Consider the following 14,407-nt stretch of genomic DNA (forward strand, 5'->3'; position numbering starts at 1 on the left):
AGAAGGGCGGCCGTCCCACGGGCCGCCCCCCATATTGTCGTCAGTTTCCGTCGCGCACGAGATACTTCGATCCGTCCGTCCAGCGCGCCTGGTAGTCGAGATAGTCCTTCAGAACCTCGCCCATGCGCTGGTCGCCGTCCGCGGCCTTGGCGTCTGCCTGCTTGCGCGCCCAGCTGCGGCCGGCCTCGCGCAGCTTGCCGACCACCTCCGGCTCGAGCGTGATGATCTCCACATTGGTGCCGGCGAACTCCTCCATCGCCTTCATGTCGGCGTCGAGGAAATGGGTGAAGCCCTCATAAGTGGTGAGCTTCGCGGCCAGCTCGATCTTGGTCTTCAGGTCGTCGGGCAGCGCGTTCCAGGTGTCCTCCTTCACCACGACCTCCCAGACGAAGGTCGGCTGGTGGACGCCCGGCAGGATGAGATAGGGCGCGACCTCGTGGAAACCCTCGGTGATGTTGGAGCCGGGGGTTGCCCACTCGACGGCGTCCACGCCCTTGCGCTGGAGCAGCGTGTAGATCTCGCCCGGCGGCACGACGGTCGGCACGCCGCCCAGATCCTCCTTGAGCACGGCGGCCCAGGCGCCGGAGGTGCGGTATTTGAGATTCTCGAAGTCCTCCACCGTCTTCAGCGGCTTGTTGGAATGGGCGAGGACCTCCGAGGTGCCGACACCGACCACCATGGAATGAAGGCCCATCTCCTCCTTCCGGAACTCGGCGAGTTCCTTCGCACCGCCGCCCTCATAGAGCCAGGTCAGCGTGGCCTCCGCCGACATGCCGCCGGGGAAGCTTGCGAAGATGGCGTTGGTGGGGTCCTGGTTGACGAGATAGGAGGGGGTGGAGTGGCCGGCCTCCACGACGCCGTCCTGCACGGCCTCGTAGACCTTCAGCGCCGGCACGACGACGCCCGCGCCGAAGGGCTGGATCTCGACCCGGCCGTCGGTCAGCCTGTCGACATTGTCGGCGAAGCGGGCAAGGAAGTTGTTGTAGAAGAAGCTCCCCTCCGGAACCGACGTCGGCACGCGCCACGTCACCTCCTGAGCATGGGCCGGAAGGCCGGCCAGCATCGCGCAGGCCGCCCCCAGAATTGCGGATTTCCAGTTCATGACACCGTTCCCTTCACCTGGCCGCGGGGATTGGTTGGGCCATGGACGGCGCGGCCGCCCGGCCATGGCTTGGATGTCAGGCCGGTCAGGCGGCCTTCGCGTCGAGATCGAGCTTGGAGAGGTCGGGGCGGTTGGCCAGGGCCTCCTCGATCACGGTGGTCACGCGGGCGCGCTCGCCGTCGCGAAGCGGCATGCGCGGCGCGCGGACCCGGTCGTTGGAGCCGATGGCCAGCGCCTCGGCGAGCTTGATGTTCTGGACGAGCCTGGTCGACACGTCGAGGTCGAGCAGCGGGCGGAACCAGCGGTAGAGCGCGCGGGCCTCCTCGATGCGCCCGGCCTTGGCCAGCCTGTAGACCGCCACCGTCTCCGCGGGGAAGGCGACCACGAGGCCCGCCACCCAGCCGTCTGCGCCCATGACGAGGCTCTCCAGCGCCAGATTGTCGACGCCGGTGAGAATGTCGAACCGGTTGCCGAAGCGGGCAATGACCTCGGTCACGCGGCGGATGTCGTCGGTCGATTCCTTCATGGCGACGATCAGCTCGTCGTCGGCCAGCGCCTCGAACATGTCGAGCGAGACATCGACGCCATAGGCGACAGGATTGTTGTAGACCATGACGGGCTTGCCGCCGGCATGCGCGACGGCGCGCAGATGGGCCACCGTCTCGTGCGGGGCGGAGCGGTAGGGCACGCCCGGCAGCACCATGAAGCCGTCGGCGCCATTGCGGGCCGCCGAGGCGGCGGCCTCCTCCGCGCGCCGGGTGGAGCTTTCGCAGACGGTCATGAGGACCGGCCGGCCGGCTGAGACCGAACGCGCGATGGCGAGGATCTCCAGCTTCTCCTCCGGCTCCAGAGCCATGGCCTCGCCGAGCGAGCCGCACACGATCAGCCCGTCGACACCGGCCTCGATCTGAAGCGCGAAGCAGCGTTCCATCTCCGCCTTGTCGAGGGTATCGTCGGCTGTGAACTTTGTCGTCACTGCGGGAAAGACGCCGTGCCACATGGTGATTAAGCCTTTCGCATATGATCTGATATATTAAAAATATCCACACGGTATTGAATGCTGTCAAGTGCTGATATATCAAGCCCTGGCAAGCAGGAGAGGATTCAGGAAGGCGTGGTGGAAACTCAGGTCTCTCGGGCGCATACCGCCTATCTCGTCCTTGAGGGCAAGATCGTCACGCTGGAGCTCAGGCCCGGCAGCTCGATCACGGAGAAGCAGCTCATCGAGCTCGTCGGGCTCGGCCGCACACCCGTGCGCGAGGCGATCCAGCGGCTCTCCTGGGAGGGGCTCATCGAGGTGGTGCCGCGCTCGGGCGTGAAGATCGCCGATATCCGGCCGGAGGATTACAGCCGCGTCATGGAGCCGCGCGTGGCGCTGGAGCCGCTTCTGGCGCGCAAGGCGGCACGCTTTGCCGATGCGATGCACCGGGCGCGGCTCGCCGAATGCGCCGACAGCATGATGGCGGCGGCGAAGGCGCGCGACATGGCCGGCTTCCTGCAGGCCGACAAGGATTTCGACGAGACGCTGGACCGGGCCTGCGAGAACCCGTTTCTGACCAAGGTGCTCGCCCCGCTTCAGACCCATGCGCGGCGCTTCTGGGTCCGCTTCAGCGCCGAGGGCGGGCCGGAGGCTTCGGCCATGCGGCATGTGAAGGTCATGAAGGCGATCCAGGTACAGGACGAGGAGGCCGCCGGGCTGGCCATGGCGGAGCTGATGGACTATCTGTCCTCCATCGCCGCCTCGCTCATGAGGTGACGGACCCCGCCTGTTCCCGAACCCGGAGCAAGCTGCGTCCGGTCGGACGCAGATGAGTTGCTCTGACACTTTATAGAACGATCAACTTTCCTGCACTCAGGTGGGTCCGCCCGAGTGCAGGCTGATCTGGAGATCGAGAGGTTCCCGGCCATGGCGAAGACCTTCAAGGATCATTTCTCCTCGCGCGCGACCGACTATGCGGCCTATCGCCCGACCTATCCGCCGGCTCTCGTCGACTGGCTGGCGGGGCTTGCCGGGCACCATGATCTGGCACTCGATTGCGGCTGTGGCACGGGCCAGCTTTCGGCGATGCTGGCGGACCGTTTCGCCCGTGTCGTCGCCGTGGATGCCAGCGCGGAGCAGATCGCCAATGCGAAGCCCCATGACAGGGTGGAATACCGGCAGGCCCCGGCGGACAGGACCGGGCTTGCCGACCGTAGCGCGGACCTCGTGACCGTGGCGCAGGCCGCGCACTGGTTCGATCTCGACGCCTTCTACGCAGAGGTCCGCCGCGTCCTCAAGCCCGGCGGACCGCTGGCGCTCGTCACCTATGGCGTCATCGAGACCGATGGCGAGGCGGGGGCCGTGCTGTCCCGTTTCTACCATGACGTGATCGCGCCCTATTGGCCGCCCGAGCGCCGCCATGTGGAGACCGGCTATCGCGAGATGGCGTTCCCGTTCCGGGAGGAGACGGCGCCGTCCTTCGCAATGACGGCCATGTGGACGGTGGACGAGCTCGTCGGCTATGTGGACACGTGGTCGGCGGTGAGGAACGCCGAGGCGAAGATCGGCCGCGCGCCCGTCGAGCGCTTCGCCGCCGATCTGCGCGCCGCCTGGGGCGGAGCCGGAGACCGCCGCGAGATCCGCTGGCCGCTGAGCATCAGGGCCGGACGGGTCGGGGTGTGAGCCGATCCGGGCCTTCCCCGAGGAGACGGTAGCGGCCTTGCCGGATGAGCGTCAGCCTTCGGCGATCAGGCGTTTCAGCTTGCCGAGCATCATCTCCGGGCTCTCATTGTAGGAGATGGTCCCGAAGAACCGGCCGTCGCTGTCCATGAGATAGACGAGGGCGGAATGGTCGATTGTGTAGTCCTCGCCATCCTCCGTCGGCACACGCTTGTAATAGACGCGATAGGCCCGCGTGATCCGCTCGATCTCGTCCTTCGTGCCGGACAGGCCCCTGATCCGGTCGTCGAAGGCGGAGACGTAGCGCTCGAGCTCTTCCGGCCCGTCGCGCTCCCAGTCGACGGAGACGAAGACGACGTTCATCCGGTCGGCGTCCGCGCCGAGCTCCTCCATGGCGCCGGAGAGCTCGTAGAGCGTCGTCGGGCAGACATCGGGGCAGAAGGTGAAGCCGAAGAAGATCGCGCTCGGCTTGCCCTTGAAATCGGCCTCGGTGACGGTCCTTCCGGTCTTGTCGGTCAGGGTGAACGGGCCGCCGATATCGGCGAAGCCGCCCCGGGCATTGCCGTCGCCGGCGGGTGGGGCCTGCATGAGCGCGGTCACGGCGAAGACGGTGGCGGCGACCACGAGGATCGCCGCGCCCGCCAGTCCGGCGGTTTTCATCCGCATCACTGGTCTCCGTGCGCCTTGTGGCCGGCCTTGCCCTTCGGGCCCGGCGCGCCGGGCGGGGCGACCGTCATCTCCACATCCACCGCACCGGCCTTCTCGAAGGTCAGGACCACCGGCACCGGCGTGCCCATCTCGATGGGTTGCTCGAGGTCGATGAACATGATGTGGAGGCTGCCGGGCTTCAGCGCGACGGTCTCGCCCGCCGGGATCTCGATGCCGTCCGGCAGGTGGCGCATCCGCATCACGCCGTCGTCCATGGACATGGTGTGGATCTCGGTGTGCTTGGCGACCGGCGAGGAGGCGCTCACAAGGCGGTCGGCCGTGTCGCCCGTGTTGGCGATGGTCACGAAGCCGCCGCCGGTGCGGGCGCCGGGCGGGGTCGCGCGCGTCCAGGGATCGCTGAGCACGATCTCGCCGGCCGTGTAGTCCTGGGCGTGCGCGGGCGCGACGGTGGCGGAAACAAAGGGCGCGATGATGCCGGCCAGCATCGCGGCGGCCAGCAGGAAGGCTGCAAGTCTCATGGGTCTCTCCGTATGAGCAGGGGACGGGCCGGGCCGTCAAAGCGGTTGCCGCCGGTCCCGTTCAGGGTCAGGCTCGTGTCAGGCGGAGAGACGGGGAGGGGCGCGCGGTTCGGCCAGCAGCCGCGCCGGTCTCGAGCGCGGCGGACCGGTCCGCGAGGGCGGAGTGGCCACGAGCACGCCATGGGGGGCGAAGGCCGTCGCGAGCGCGTTCTCGGGAAGGCACGCGCTGGCGGCGAACAGCATCTGGCAGCGGACGGCGCAGCAATCGTGGGACCCGCTCCGGGCCGGAGCCTTGTCCGATCCGTCATAGGGGAGCGTTGCCGCCCCGCTCGGCGCGCAGATGACGAAGGGCAGCCCGTTGCCGGGCGCGGCCATCGCGCCCTGGGCGACCGCGATCATGACGCCATGGACGAGCAGAACATAGGCCGCAAGGAGCGCGATTGCACGCCCCGACAGCCTTGTCCCCGCCATTTGCCGCATCCTGCCCATGACCGGTCTTGTTAGCCGAAGATGCGCGCCGTGTCACCGCGACACGCATGCACAATTCCCGTGCGGGAGCCGAGGGGTGCCCGGAGAAGGGCCGCCCGTCCCGCAAAATCCATCTTCAATCTTGACGCGTGGCGCCGGATCGGTATCCAATCCCCCGCGACGGTGCCCTGTTCAAGGGCTTGAAAGGGAACGCGGTGCGGATGTCGCAGGATATCCAAGGCCGCGACTGTCCCCGCAACTGTAGGCGGCGAGTCGACCGTTCAAGGCCACTGGAGCCCATTCGGGCTTCGGGAAGGCGACGGGACGACATTGACCCGCGAGTCAGGAGACCTGCCGTCGCCCGTGGTCACGCGCGATCGCATCGAGCGGGGTGTCTCGATGGGACGGTTCTCCATGCCTTTCCGTGTGGTGCTGCCTCGATCGCGGTGACGTGCCGATTGGCCCCGTGCGCCGTTGCGAGGTTTTTGGTATGACACCGCTTTCCGCCCCCTGTCCTGCGGGGATGGCCGGCTTCGTTCTTGCGGTCGCGACTGCGATTGCCGTCGCGCTGGGCATGCCCGCCGGCCCGGCGCGCGCGGACACAGCGGCGCCCCGGCGCATCGTCTCCATGAATCTCTGCGCTGACGAGCTCGTGCTGCGTCTCGCCGAGCCCGGCCGGATCGTCTCCGTCACCGCGCTCTCGCAGGACCCGGAGCAGTCGACGGTCGCGGAGGCCGCACGCCGCTATCCGGCCAATCGCGGACTTGCCGAGGAGGTGATTCGCATGGAGCCGGACCTCGTGGTGGCCGGGCGCTACACGACGCGCAGTACGGTGGACCTCCTCAAGAGGGTCGGCATCGAGGTGATGGAGCTCGGCGTGCCGACGACGCTTGGCGAGGTCGAGGCCCAGATCGAACGGCTTGGCCGCAGGCTCGGGGCGGAGGCCCGCGCGAAGGCCCTGATCGCCCGCCTGCGCGAGGGCCTTGCGGACCTGCCGCAGGCCGGGAGCGGACAGGCCCCCTCGGCCATCGTCTACCGGCCGAGCGGGTTCGCGGTCGGCAAGGGATCTCTCATCGACACGTTGATCGCGGCGGCAGGCCTGCGCAATCTCGCCGCCGAGCGCACGCTCGACAATTACGGCTATCTGCCGCTGGAAACCCTCGTCACGCTCGCCCCCGACATTCTGGTGCTCAATGCCGAGCCCGGCGCCCCGGCGCTTGCCCACGAGATGCTCGACCATCCGGTTCTCGAGGGGCTCGACGGCAAGGTCCGCACCGTGCCGGTCCCGCCGCGCCTGTGGACCTGCGCGGGCCCCGCCATGATCGAGGCCGTCGCCATCCTCAAGGCGGCGGCGCGGGCCACGGAGGCGGACCGATGAGCCTTGCCGCCCCGACCGTTCGGCAGTCGGCGCGCCCGCGCATGCCGCTCCTTGCGGGGCTCGGGCTGGCGGCGGCGGCGATGTTTGTCCTGTCGCTGGCCATCGGCTATGCGCCCTTCGATCTCGGCGCGGCCATCGGCGACGCGCTGGCAGGCCAGAGGAGCCTTGCCGCGCTGATCCTGCTGGAGCTTCGCCTGCCGCGCGCCCTTCTGGGGCTTCTGGTTGGCTTCACGCTGGGGCTCGCCGGGGCGGTCATGCAGGGGTTCCTCAGGAACCCGCTGGCGGAGCCGGGGATCATCGGCGTGTCGGGCGCGGCCGCGCTCGGTGCGGTGCTCGTGTTCTATACGGGCCTTGCCGCGGTCTCCTCCCTGCTCCTGCCGCTCGGCGGCATCGCGGCGGCGCTGTGCGCGGGGCTCGTTCTCTTCATGCTGGCGGGGCGGGGGACGACGACCACGACGCTGATCCTCGCCGGCGTCGCCATGAACAGCCTCGCGGGCGCGCTGATCTCGCTCGTGCTCAACCTGTCGCCCAACCCCTATGCGGCGACGGAGATCATGTTCTGGCTCATGGGCTCGCTCGCCGACCGCAGTCTCGTCCATGTCTGGATCGTGCTGCCCCTTATGGCTGCCGGCTGGGCGATGATGTTGTGGACCGCGCGCGTGCTCGACGCCCTGACGCTCGGCGAGCAGACCGCGCAAAGCCTCGGTTTCGATCTCAGGATCACCCGGGTGGTCATCGTCTCCGGCATCGCATTGTCGGTCGGCAGCGCGGTTGCGGTGAGCGGCGCTATCGGCTTCGTCGGCCTCGTCGTGCCCCATCTCCTGCGCCCGTTCACCGGCCATCGCCCGGCGGCCCTGCTGGTTGCGAGCGGTCTCGGCGGCGCCGTCCTGACGCTTGCCGCCGATGTCGCGGTGCGCCTCGTCGCCGCCCAGCCGGAGCTGAAGCTCGGGGTCGTGACCGCGCTCATCGGGGCGCCCTTCCTGTTCTCCCTCATCTGGCGGCTCAGGGGACAGATGCGATGAAGATCGAGGCACGCGGCATTGCCGTCCGACTTGGCGGCGCAACCATTCTGGACGGCGTCGATATCGGGATCGCGCCCGGCGAGTTCGTAGGCCTCATCGGCCCGAACGGCGCGGGCAAGACGACGCTCCTGACCGTTCTCGCACGGCTGAGAATGCCCGATGGGGGTCAGCTCCTCTACGATGGCCGCCCCGCCGGCGCGCTCGGCCGGACCGCGCTCGCACGCCGGCTCGCCTATCTCGCCCAGGGCACGCAGGTGGACTGGCCGCTCGCCGCCGAGGATGTCGTCGCGCTCGGGCGGTTGCCCCATGCGGGCCGGTTCGGCCCCGCCGACAGCGCGGCGGACCGGCGCGCCGTCGAGACGGCGATGGCGGCGGCCGATATCGCGCATTTCGCCGGCCGGCCCGTGACGACACTGTCCGGCGGCGAGCGCATGCGCGTGCTCCTCGCCCGCGCGCTCGCCGTCGAGGCGGAGATACTGCTCGCCGACGAACCGGTCGCCGCGCTCGATCCCTATCACCAGCTCAAGGTGATGGAGCTTCTGGCGGGTGCGGCGCGCGCGGGGCTCGGCGTGGTCGCCGTTCTCCACGACCTCACACTTGCCTCGCGCTTCTGCGACCGGCTCGTCCTGCTCGATGGCGGCCGGGTGAAGGCCGACGGAACGCCGGGCGAGGTGCTCACCGATGCCGAGATCGGATCGGCCTACGGGGTCGCCTCGCTGTTCGGCGCCCATGACGGCACGCGCTATGTGCTGCCCTGGCGCCGGATCGACGATCAGGCGGCGGAATAGGCCGGCGGTCAGTCTCGCCTGCCCGTCTCCCGGGCGGCGTCGAGCGCGGCCTTGAGGGTGTCGGGATCGCCGACCAGATTGGCGAGGATCAGCACGAGGCGGGCATTGAGGGCGGCGCTCTCCTGGAAGCTCAACCCCTTGTGCGCGGCAAGCAGCGCCTCGTAGAAATCGTCTCCGGCGCTGCCCAGCCTGTCCTTGCCGAGATCGGCCATGGGTCAGGCCTCCCTGCCGAGCGCATGGTCGCGGGCCGACCGGACGGCCTCCGCCGTGCCGTTGCGGAATACCGCCGAGACATGCTGGTCGGGCCGGAAGAGATAGGTGAAGCCCTCGCCATAGCGCGCAAGCGCAAACCCTTCGCGGTCGACGAGGTCACCGTCCTCCCTCCCGATGCGGATATGGGGAATGGCGCAGCCACGGGGCGCAGAAGCGCCGCCGAAGCTGACGAGCGTGAAGTCATCCGGCAGGTGCTCAAGCAGCCAAGTGCGCCCCTCCGGCCCGTCGAGCGGCGCATCGGGTGCTGCCTGGCCGGGCCTCACGGGCGCGCCGTCGGGCACGGTGCCGTCCACGAGAGGCTCCAGCGAGCAGGGCAGGGACAGCCGGCCCGAATTGATGAGCTTGCGGGCGAAGCCCATCTCCTCGGCGAGGTCGAGCACCGCCTCGCGCAGCACGCGCTCCATCTCCGATTTCGGCGTCATGAAGGTGGTCGTGCGCGCGGAGTTGCGGATGTTCTCGTCCGCGCCGTGGACGCGTTCGGCATTGTAGGTCTCAAGCAGGCGTTCGGGCGCATCGCCCTTCAGGATGGCGGCGAGCTTCCAGCCGAGATTGTCGACGTCCTGGATGCCGCCATTGCCGCCGCGCGCGCCGAAGGGCGACACGATATGGGCGCTGTCGCCGGCGAAGATCACCCGGTCGTGGACGAAGCGCTCGAGCCTTCGGCACTGGAAGGTGTAGACGGACACCCAGTCGAGCCTGAACGGCACGTCGCCGATGACCGCCCGGATGCGGGGAATGACCTTCTCGGGCCGCTTCTCCTCCTCCGGATCGGCATCGGGGCCGAGCTGGAGGTCGATCCGGTAGATGCCGTCGGGCTGCTTGTGGAGCAGCGCGGACTGCCCCTCGTGGAAGGTCGGATCGAACCAGAAGCGGCGTTCGGAGGGGAAATCGGCCTCGATCTCCACATCGGCGATGAGGAAGCGCTCCTCGAAAAGCTGGCCCGCGAAATCGAGGCCCAGCATGTCGCGGATCGGGGATTTCGCGCCGTCGCAGGCGATCACGTATTCCGCGGAGAGCGTGTAGGCGCCGTCGGGCGTCTCCACCGTGAGGGCGGCCCCGTCGGGACCGTTCTCCACGCCGGTCACGCGGTTCTTGAACCTCAGATCGATGAGTTCGGGGAAATCGCGCGCCCGCTCGATGAGGAACTCCTCGACATAATATTGCTGGAGGTTCACGAAGGCCGGCATCTTGTGGCCCTCCTCCGGCAGGAGATCGAAACTGTAGACCTCCCGGTCGCCGTGATAGAGGCGGCCGACCTTCCAGGTGACCCCCTTCTCCAGCATGCGGTCGCCCAGCCCAAGCCGGTCGAAAATCTCCAGCGTGCGCTTCGCCCAGCAGATGGCGCGCGAGCCGACGGACACGACGTCGTTCTCGTCGAGGAGTACCGAGGGGATGTCCTTCAGGGCGAGGTCGATCGCCATGGCAAGCCCCACAGGGCCCGCGCCGACGATGGCCACCCTGTAATCCGGCACCGGCCCGCCGGACAGCTCCGGCGGTGTGGCATAGCCCAAATGCTTGTATTCGTAACGCGGCATCGATCCTCCCTGGGCGGCCTCCCCTTCGCGGGGCCGGTGCCGGTCCAACCGGGCACGGACATCCTAACCCTGCAGTGCCTCCCACATCTCCTTGTCGCGCTCCGCGGTCCAGATGCGCGGCGTGTCCATGCCGAGCGCCTCGTCATAGGCGCGTGCCACGTTGAAGGGCAGGCAGTGTTCGTAGATCGCGTAGTCGGCGAATTTCGGATCGCATTCCGCGCGCACCGCGTCCCAGGCCTCCTTGAGCGTGCCGCCACGCGCGGCGACGCCGGCCGCCGGGCGATAGGTGCTCTCCAGGAAATCGCGGGTCTTCGCGATGGCCTCATTCACCTTCGCCTCGCCGACCAGTGCGTCGCCGCGGCCGGGCGCGATGGCGTGCGGGCGATGGGCCCCGATGGCATCGAGCGTTGCGCCCCAGTCGCGGAAATGGCCGTCGCCGCAATAGCAGGCGGAGTGGTATTCCACGATGTCGCCGGTGAACATCACCTCCGCATCGGCCACCCAGGCGACGATGTCGCCCGCCGTGTGGGCCCGGCCGAGATGCTTGAGATCCACCCGACGCCTGCCGAGATAGACGCTCATGGACCGGCTGAAGGTCATGGTCGGCCAGGTGAGGCCCGGAATGCTCTCATGGCCCTCGAAGAGCCTCGGGAAGCGCTGGAACTCGCTCGCCCAGTCCTCCTGTCCGCGCTCGGCCACCATGGCGCGGCAAGTGTCGGAGGCCACGATCTCGCTGGCCCCGTAGGCCGACGCGCCGAGCACGCGCACGGCGTGATAGTGGGTCAGCACGACATATTTGATCGGCTTGTCGGTGACCGAGCGGATCTTCTCCACCACCTTGCCGGCGAGCCGGGGCGTGGCCTGTGCGTCGACCACCATCACCGCGTCGTCGCCGATGATGACGCCCGTATTCGGGTCGCCTTCCGCGGTGAAGGCCCAGAGGTCGCGGCCGACTTCGGTGAACGAGATCGTCTTCTCCTCGAGATCGCCCTGGGAGGCGAACGGCTTGGCCATGGGTCAGGCTCCCTTGTCGTATGGCTCTACGGTCTGTTCGATAGCGCCGAAGACGGAATGGCCGTCGCGGTCCTTCATCTCGATGCGCACCGTGTCGCCGAACCGCATGAAGGGCGTCTTCGGGGCGCCGTGCTCTATGGTCTCGATCATGCGGATCTCCGCGATGCAGGAATAGCCCGCGCCGCCCTGCGAGACGGGCTTGCCCGGTCCGCCGTCGAGCTTGTTGGAGACCGTGCCCGAGCCGACGATGGCGCCGGCGCCGAGCGGCCGCGTCCGCGCCGCATGGGCGATGAGCCGGGGAAAGTCGAAGGTCATGTCGCGGCCCGCCTCGGCGCGCCCGAACGGCTCGCCATTATAGTCGACACAGAGCGGCAGGGAGACCTTGCCGCCGTCCCACGCCGCGCCGAGCTCGTCGGGCGTGACCGCCACGGGCGAGAAGGCGGAGGAGGGTTTCGACTGGAAGAAGCCGAAGCCCTTGGCGAGCTCGCCCGGAATGAGCCCGCGCAGGCTGACGTCGTTGACCAGCATGACGAGGCGGATCGCCGCTCGGGCCTCCGCCTCGCTCGCGCCCATGGGCACGTCGTCGACGATCACCGCGACCTCGCCCTCCATGTCGATTCCGAAGCTCTCGTCGTCGGCCATGGCGATGGGATCGCGCGGACCGAGGAAGCTGTCGGATCCGCCCTGATAGATCAGGGGATCCGTCCAGAATCTCTCCGGCATCTGCGCGCCGCGCGCCTTGCGCACGAGTTCCACATGATTGACATAGGCCGACCCGTCCGCCCACTGATAGGCGCGCGGCAGGGGCGACATGGCCTCGTGCTCGTGAAAGCGCTCGACGGGCTGCGCGCCGATCTCCACGCCTTCGGCCACGAGCGCCAGATGCGGTGCGATCCGCGCCCAGTTGTCGAGCGCGGCCTGCAGCGTCGGGGCGATATGGCCGACATCGCAGCAATGGGCGAGGTCTCTGGAGACGACGACGAGCCGTCCGTCCCGCGAGCCGTCCTTCAATGTGGCGAGCTTCATTCGGTCTCCTTGTCGGGGCCTTCTGTCGGGGCCTTCGGGCGTTAGGGGCGGTCAGCGGCCTTCGGGCGTGCCGTCGAACCGGCGCTCGAGGCCCGCCCAGCAGTCGGTATAGTCGTCCTGAAGCGTCTCGAGCTCGGCGGCGAACCGGGTGAGCTGCTGGGGAAAACGCGTCTCGAACATGAAAGCCATTGTGTCGTCGAGCTTGACCGGCTTGAGCGCCTCCGTCGAGGCCTTCCCGAACGCCATCGTGTCGGGGCCGTGCGGCAGCATCATGTTGTGCAGGCTCATGCCGCCGGGCACGAAGCCCTCCTCCTTGGCGTCGTACCGCCCGTAAATCAGCCCCATGAACTCGCTCATGATGTTGCGGTGGTACCAGGGCGGGCGGAAGGTGTGCTCCGCCACCAGCCAGCGCGGCGGGAAGATGACGAAGTCGACATTGGCCGTGCCGGCCTCGCCCGATGGCGCCGTCAGCACGGTGAAGATCGACGGATCGGGATGGTCGAACAGGATCGCGCCGACCGGCGAGAAGGTCTTCAGGTCGTATTTGTACGGTGTGTAATTACCGTGCCAGGCAACCACGTCGAGCGGCGAATGGCCGATCTCGGTCACGAAGAACCGGCCGCACCATTTCACATGCACGCGCGCCGGCGTCTCCTTGTCCTCGTAAGCGGCGACCGGGGTCTTGAAGTCGCGCGGATTGGCAAGGCAGTTCGCGCCGATGGGACCGCGCTCGGGCAGGGTGAACTTGGCGCCGTAATTCTCGCAGACATAGCCGCGCCGGAACTCGCCCGGCCCCAATTTCGAGACCTTGAACATCATGCCGCGCGGCACGATGCAGATCTCGGAGGGCTCCACATCCATGATGCCCATCTCGGTGAAGACGCGGATCGCGCCGGTCTCCGGCACCAGCAGGAGCTCGCCATCGGCGTTGAAGGCGTAGTCGTTCTCCATGTCGGCATTGAAGACATAGACATGTGAGGCCATGCCGGCCTGCGTCATCACATCGCCGGCCGTCGTCATGGTGCGGATGCCGGACAGGAAGTCCGTCCTCTCCTCCGGCGGCGGCACGGGGTCCCAGCGTAGCTGGCCGAGCGCCAGCGAGTGGTCGTCGAGGCAGGGCGCCGTCTTCCAGTGGGGACGGTCCTCCGGCGAGAAGCGCGCCGTATGGCGCACGCTCGGCCGGATGCGATAGAGCCACGAGCGCTCGTTGGTGCCGCGCGGGGCGGTGAAGGGCGAGCCGGAGAGCTGTTCGGCATAGAGGCCGTATGCGCAGTCCTGCGGGCTGTTCTGGCCCTGGGGCAGGGCGCCGTCGAGGGCTTCGGTCTCGAAGTCGTTGCCGAAGCCCGGCATATAGCGCAGCGCCATGATTGCATTCTCCTCCCTTGGAGCTATTTTGTTTCATCTGTAACTGTCGATTTTGTAACTATCAAGCGCGTCGCGGAGAGGGGATCATGGCGGCTGGAGGCCCGGGACCGGCAGGGGACGAAACGGACGCGGACATCCTGGCGCTCGAGGCGTTCCTGCCCTATCGGCTGAACCGGGCCGCAGAGCTCGTGAGCCGCGGCTTTGCAAGGCTCTATGGCGAGCGCTACGGGCTCACCCGGCCCGAATGGCGCTGCCTTGCCACCATCGGCCAGTTCGGGCGCATCACGGCGACCGCGATCGGCACGCATTCCTCCATGCACAAGACCAAGGTCAGCCGCGCGGTGCGTGCGCTGGAGGAGCGCAAGTGGCTCATGCGCGAGGCCGATCCGCAAGACCGGCGCACCGAACATCTGACCCTCACGCCGCAGGGGCTGAAGGCCTATGGCGAGCTTGCCGGAATTGCGCGCGGCTACGAGGCGGAGCTCATGCGCGCGCTTGCCCGCGATGGCGAGAAGCTTGACCGTGGGCTCGCCGGCGTGGAAAGGGTCTTCGCCTCGGGCGGCAAGACACAACAATGACAGGGAGGGGCA

16 protein-coding genes and 1 riboswitch are annotated in these 14,407 nt (G+C 68.2%); of the genes, 6 read left to right on the forward strand and 10 right to left on the reverse strand.

Features of this window, described 5'->3' with window-relative positions; genetic code table 11:
• Positions 1-40: 40 nt before the first annotated feature.
• Together dctP and HW532_RS16355 are read right to left on the reverse strand one after the other, a co-directional pair.
• On the reverse strand, positions 41-1,102 hold the full coding sequence (gene dctP, locus HW532_RS16350; protein ID WP_213161483.1) for a TRAP transporter substrate-binding protein DctP: 1,062 nt from the start codon (positions 1,100-1,102) through the stop codon (positions 41-43).
• 85 nt (positions 1,103-1,187) lie between these two features.
• Complete coding sequence (locus HW532_RS16355; RefSeq protein ID WP_213161484.1) at positions 1,188-2,102, reverse strand: dihydrodipicolinate synthase family protein; 915 nt, start codon at positions 2,100-2,102, stop codon at positions 1,188-1,190.
• 117 nt (positions 2,103-2,219) lie between these two features.
• Between HW532_RS16355 and HW532_RS16360 the strand changes: the two genes are divergently transcribed.
• On the forward strand, positions 2,220-2,858 hold the full coding sequence (locus HW532_RS16360) for a GntR family transcriptional regulator (RefSeq protein WP_343068632.1): 639 nt from the start codon (positions 2,220-2,222) through the stop codon (positions 2,856-2,858).
• 114 nt (positions 2,859-2,972) lie between these two features.
• Positions 2,973-3,764: a class I SAM-dependent methyltransferase gene (locus HW532_RS16365; protein WP_246479214.1), complete on the forward strand. Its 792-nt coding sequence runs from the start codon at positions 2,973-2,975 to the stop codon at positions 3,762-3,764.
• A gap of 51 nt (positions 3,765-3,815) precedes the next feature.
• Here the strand turns inward: HW532_RS16365 and HW532_RS16370 are convergent, their stop codons facing one another.
• The 3 genes from HW532_RS16370 to HW532_RS16380 form a co-directional block, all read right to left on the reverse strand.
• Positions 3,816-4,427, reverse strand: coding sequence for an SCO family protein (locus HW532_RS16370; RefSeq protein ID WP_213161486.1), 612 nt, complete (start codon positions 4,425-4,427; stop codon positions 3,816-3,818).
• Positions 4,427-4,948, reverse strand: coding sequence for a copper chaperone PCu(A)C (locus HW532_RS16375; protein ID WP_213161487.1), 522 nt, complete (start codon positions 4,946-4,948; stop codon positions 4,427-4,429). The genes HW532_RS16370 and HW532_RS16375 overlap by 1 nt, the downstream gene beginning before the upstream one ends.
• A 78-nt stretch (positions 4,949-5,026) precedes the next feature.
• The gene (locus HW532_RS16380) at positions 5,027-5,419 is read right to left on the reverse strand and encodes a hypothetical protein (RefSeq protein WP_213161488.1); all 393 of its coding nucleotides are present in this window, start codon (positions 5,417-5,419) and stop codon (positions 5,027-5,029) included.
• 161 nt (positions 5,420-5,580) lie between these two features.
• Positions 5,581-5,789, forward strand: a riboswitch (cobalamin riboswitch).
• A 117-nt stretch (positions 5,790-5,906) separates the two neighbouring features.
• Here HW532_RS16380 and HW532_RS16385 point away from each other — a divergent pair.
• The 3 genes from HW532_RS16385 to HW532_RS16395 are packed head-to-tail and all read left to right on the forward strand — an operon-like array spanning position 5,907 to position 8,604.
• Entirely contained in the window at positions 5,907-6,794 is an 888-nt protein-coding gene (locus tag HW532_RS16385) for an ABC transporter substrate-binding protein (RefSeq protein ID WP_213161489.1), read from the forward strand.
• Positions 6,791-7,816, forward strand: coding sequence for a FecCD family ABC transporter permease (locus HW532_RS16390; protein WP_213161490.1), 1,026 nt, complete (start codon positions 6,791-6,793; stop codon positions 7,814-7,816). The genes HW532_RS16385 and HW532_RS16390 overlap by 4 nt, the downstream gene beginning before the upstream one ends.
• Positions 7,813-8,604, forward strand: coding sequence for an ABC transporter ATP-binding protein (locus HW532_RS16395; protein ID WP_213161491.1), 792 nt, complete (start codon positions 7,813-7,815; stop codon positions 8,602-8,604). The genes HW532_RS16390 and HW532_RS16395 overlap by 4 nt, the downstream gene beginning before the upstream one ends.
• An 8-nt stretch (positions 8,605-8,612) precedes the next feature.
• On the opposite strand, the gene HW532_RS16400 is transcribed toward HW532_RS16395, so the two are convergent.
• From HW532_RS16400 to hmgA, 5 genes are all read right to left on the reverse strand, one after another.
• Positions 8,613-8,816 carry a DUF2783 domain-containing protein gene (locus HW532_RS16400; RefSeq protein ID WP_213161492.1) on the reverse strand — a complete coding sequence of 68 codons (204 nt, stop codon included), beginning with the start codon at positions 8,814-8,816 and terminating at the stop codon, positions 8,613-8,615.
• Positions 8,817-8,819: 3 nt separating this feature from the next.
• Positions 8,820-10,412 carry an FAD-dependent oxidoreductase gene (locus tag HW532_RS16405; RefSeq protein WP_213161493.1) on the reverse strand — a complete coding sequence of 531 codons (1,593 nt, stop codon included), beginning with the start codon at positions 10,410-10,412 and terminating at the stop codon, positions 8,820-8,822.
• A 63-nt stretch (positions 10,413-10,475) separates the two neighbouring features.
• The gene (locus tag HW532_RS16410) at positions 10,476-11,426 is read right to left on the reverse strand and encodes an MBL fold metallo-hydrolase (protein WP_213161494.1); all 951 of its coding nucleotides are present in this window, start codon (positions 11,424-11,426) and stop codon (positions 10,476-10,478) included.
• Between the two features lie 3 nt (positions 11,427-11,429).
• Positions 11,430-12,452, reverse strand: coding sequence for a fumarylacetoacetate hydrolase family protein (locus tag HW532_RS16415; RefSeq protein ID WP_213161495.1), 1,023 nt, complete (start codon positions 12,450-12,452; stop codon positions 11,430-11,432).
• A 51-nt stretch (positions 12,453-12,503) separates the two neighbouring features.
• Entirely contained in the window at positions 12,504-13,817 is a 1,314-nt protein-coding gene (hmgA, locus tag HW532_RS16420; protein WP_213161496.1) for a homogentisate 1,2-dioxygenase, read from the reverse strand.
• An 86-nt stretch (positions 13,818-13,903) separates the two neighbouring features.
• On the opposite strand from hmgA, the gene HW532_RS16425 reads away from it, so the two are divergent.
• A complete protein-coding gene (locus HW532_RS16425) occupies positions 13,904-14,395 on the forward strand; it encodes a MarR family winged helix-turn-helix transcriptional regulator (RefSeq protein WP_213161497.1) in 492 nt (163 codons plus the stop codon).
• The last annotated feature ends 12 nt before the right edge of the window (positions 14,396-14,407 follow it).

The organism is Kaustia mangrovi, assembly GCF_015482775.1.
GTDB lineage: Bacteria > Pseudomonadota > Alphaproteobacteria > Rhizobiales > Im1 > Kaustia > Kaustia mangrovi.

Coding starts and splice junctions, on each gene's coding strand:
- dctP (WP_213161483.1), bottom strand. CDS start 1,102: ATGAACTGGAAATCCGCAATTCTGGGGGCGGCCTGCGCGATGCTGGCC.
- HW532_RS16355 (WP_213161484.1), bottom strand. CDS start 2,102: ATGTGGCACGGCGTCTTTCCCGCAGTGACGACAAAGTTCACAGCCGAC.
- HW532_RS16370 (WP_213161486.1), bottom strand. CDS start 4,427: ATGCGGATGAAAACCGCCGGACTGGCGGGCGCGGCGATCCTCGTGGTC.
- HW532_RS16375 (WP_213161487.1), bottom strand. CDS start 4,948: ATGAGACTTGCAGCCTTCCTGCTGGCCGCCGCGATGCTGGCCGGCATC.
- HW532_RS16380 (WP_213161488.1), bottom strand. CDS start 5,419: ATGGCGGGGACAAGGCTGTCGGGGCGTGCAATCGCGCTCCTTGCGGCC.
- HW532_RS16385 (WP_213161489.1), top strand. CDS start 5,907: ATGACACCGCTTTCCGCCCCCTGTCCTGCGGGGATGGCCGGCTTCGTT.
- HW532_RS16390 (WP_213161490.1), top strand. CDS start 6,791: ATGAGCCTTGCCGCCCCGACCGTTCGGCAGTCGGCGCGCCCGCGCATG.
- HW532_RS16395 (WP_213161491.1), top strand. CDS start 7,813: ATGAAGATCGAGGCACGCGGCATTGCCGTCCGACTTGGCGGCGCAACC.
- HW532_RS16400 (WP_213161492.1), bottom strand. CDS start 8,816: ATGGCCGATCTCGGCAAGGACAGGCTGGGCAGCGCCGGAGACGATTTC.
- HW532_RS16405 (WP_213161493.1), bottom strand. CDS start 10,412: ATGCCGCGTTACGAATACAAGCATTTGGGCTATGCCACACCGCCGGAG.
- HW532_RS16410 (WP_213161494.1), bottom strand. CDS start 11,426: ATGGCCAAGCCGTTCGCCTCCCAGGGCGATCTCGAGGAGAAGACGATC.
- HW532_RS16415 (WP_213161495.1), bottom strand. CDS start 12,452: ATGAAGCTCGCCACATTGAAGGACGGCTCGCGGGACGGACGGCTCGTC.
- hmgA (WP_213161496.1), bottom strand. CDS start 13,817: ATGGCGCTGCGCTATATGCCGGGCTTCGGCAACGACTTCGAGACCGAA.
- HW532_RS16425 (WP_213161497.1), top strand. CDS start 13,904: ATGGCGGCTGGAGGCCCGGGACCGGCAGGGGACGAAACGGACGCGGAC.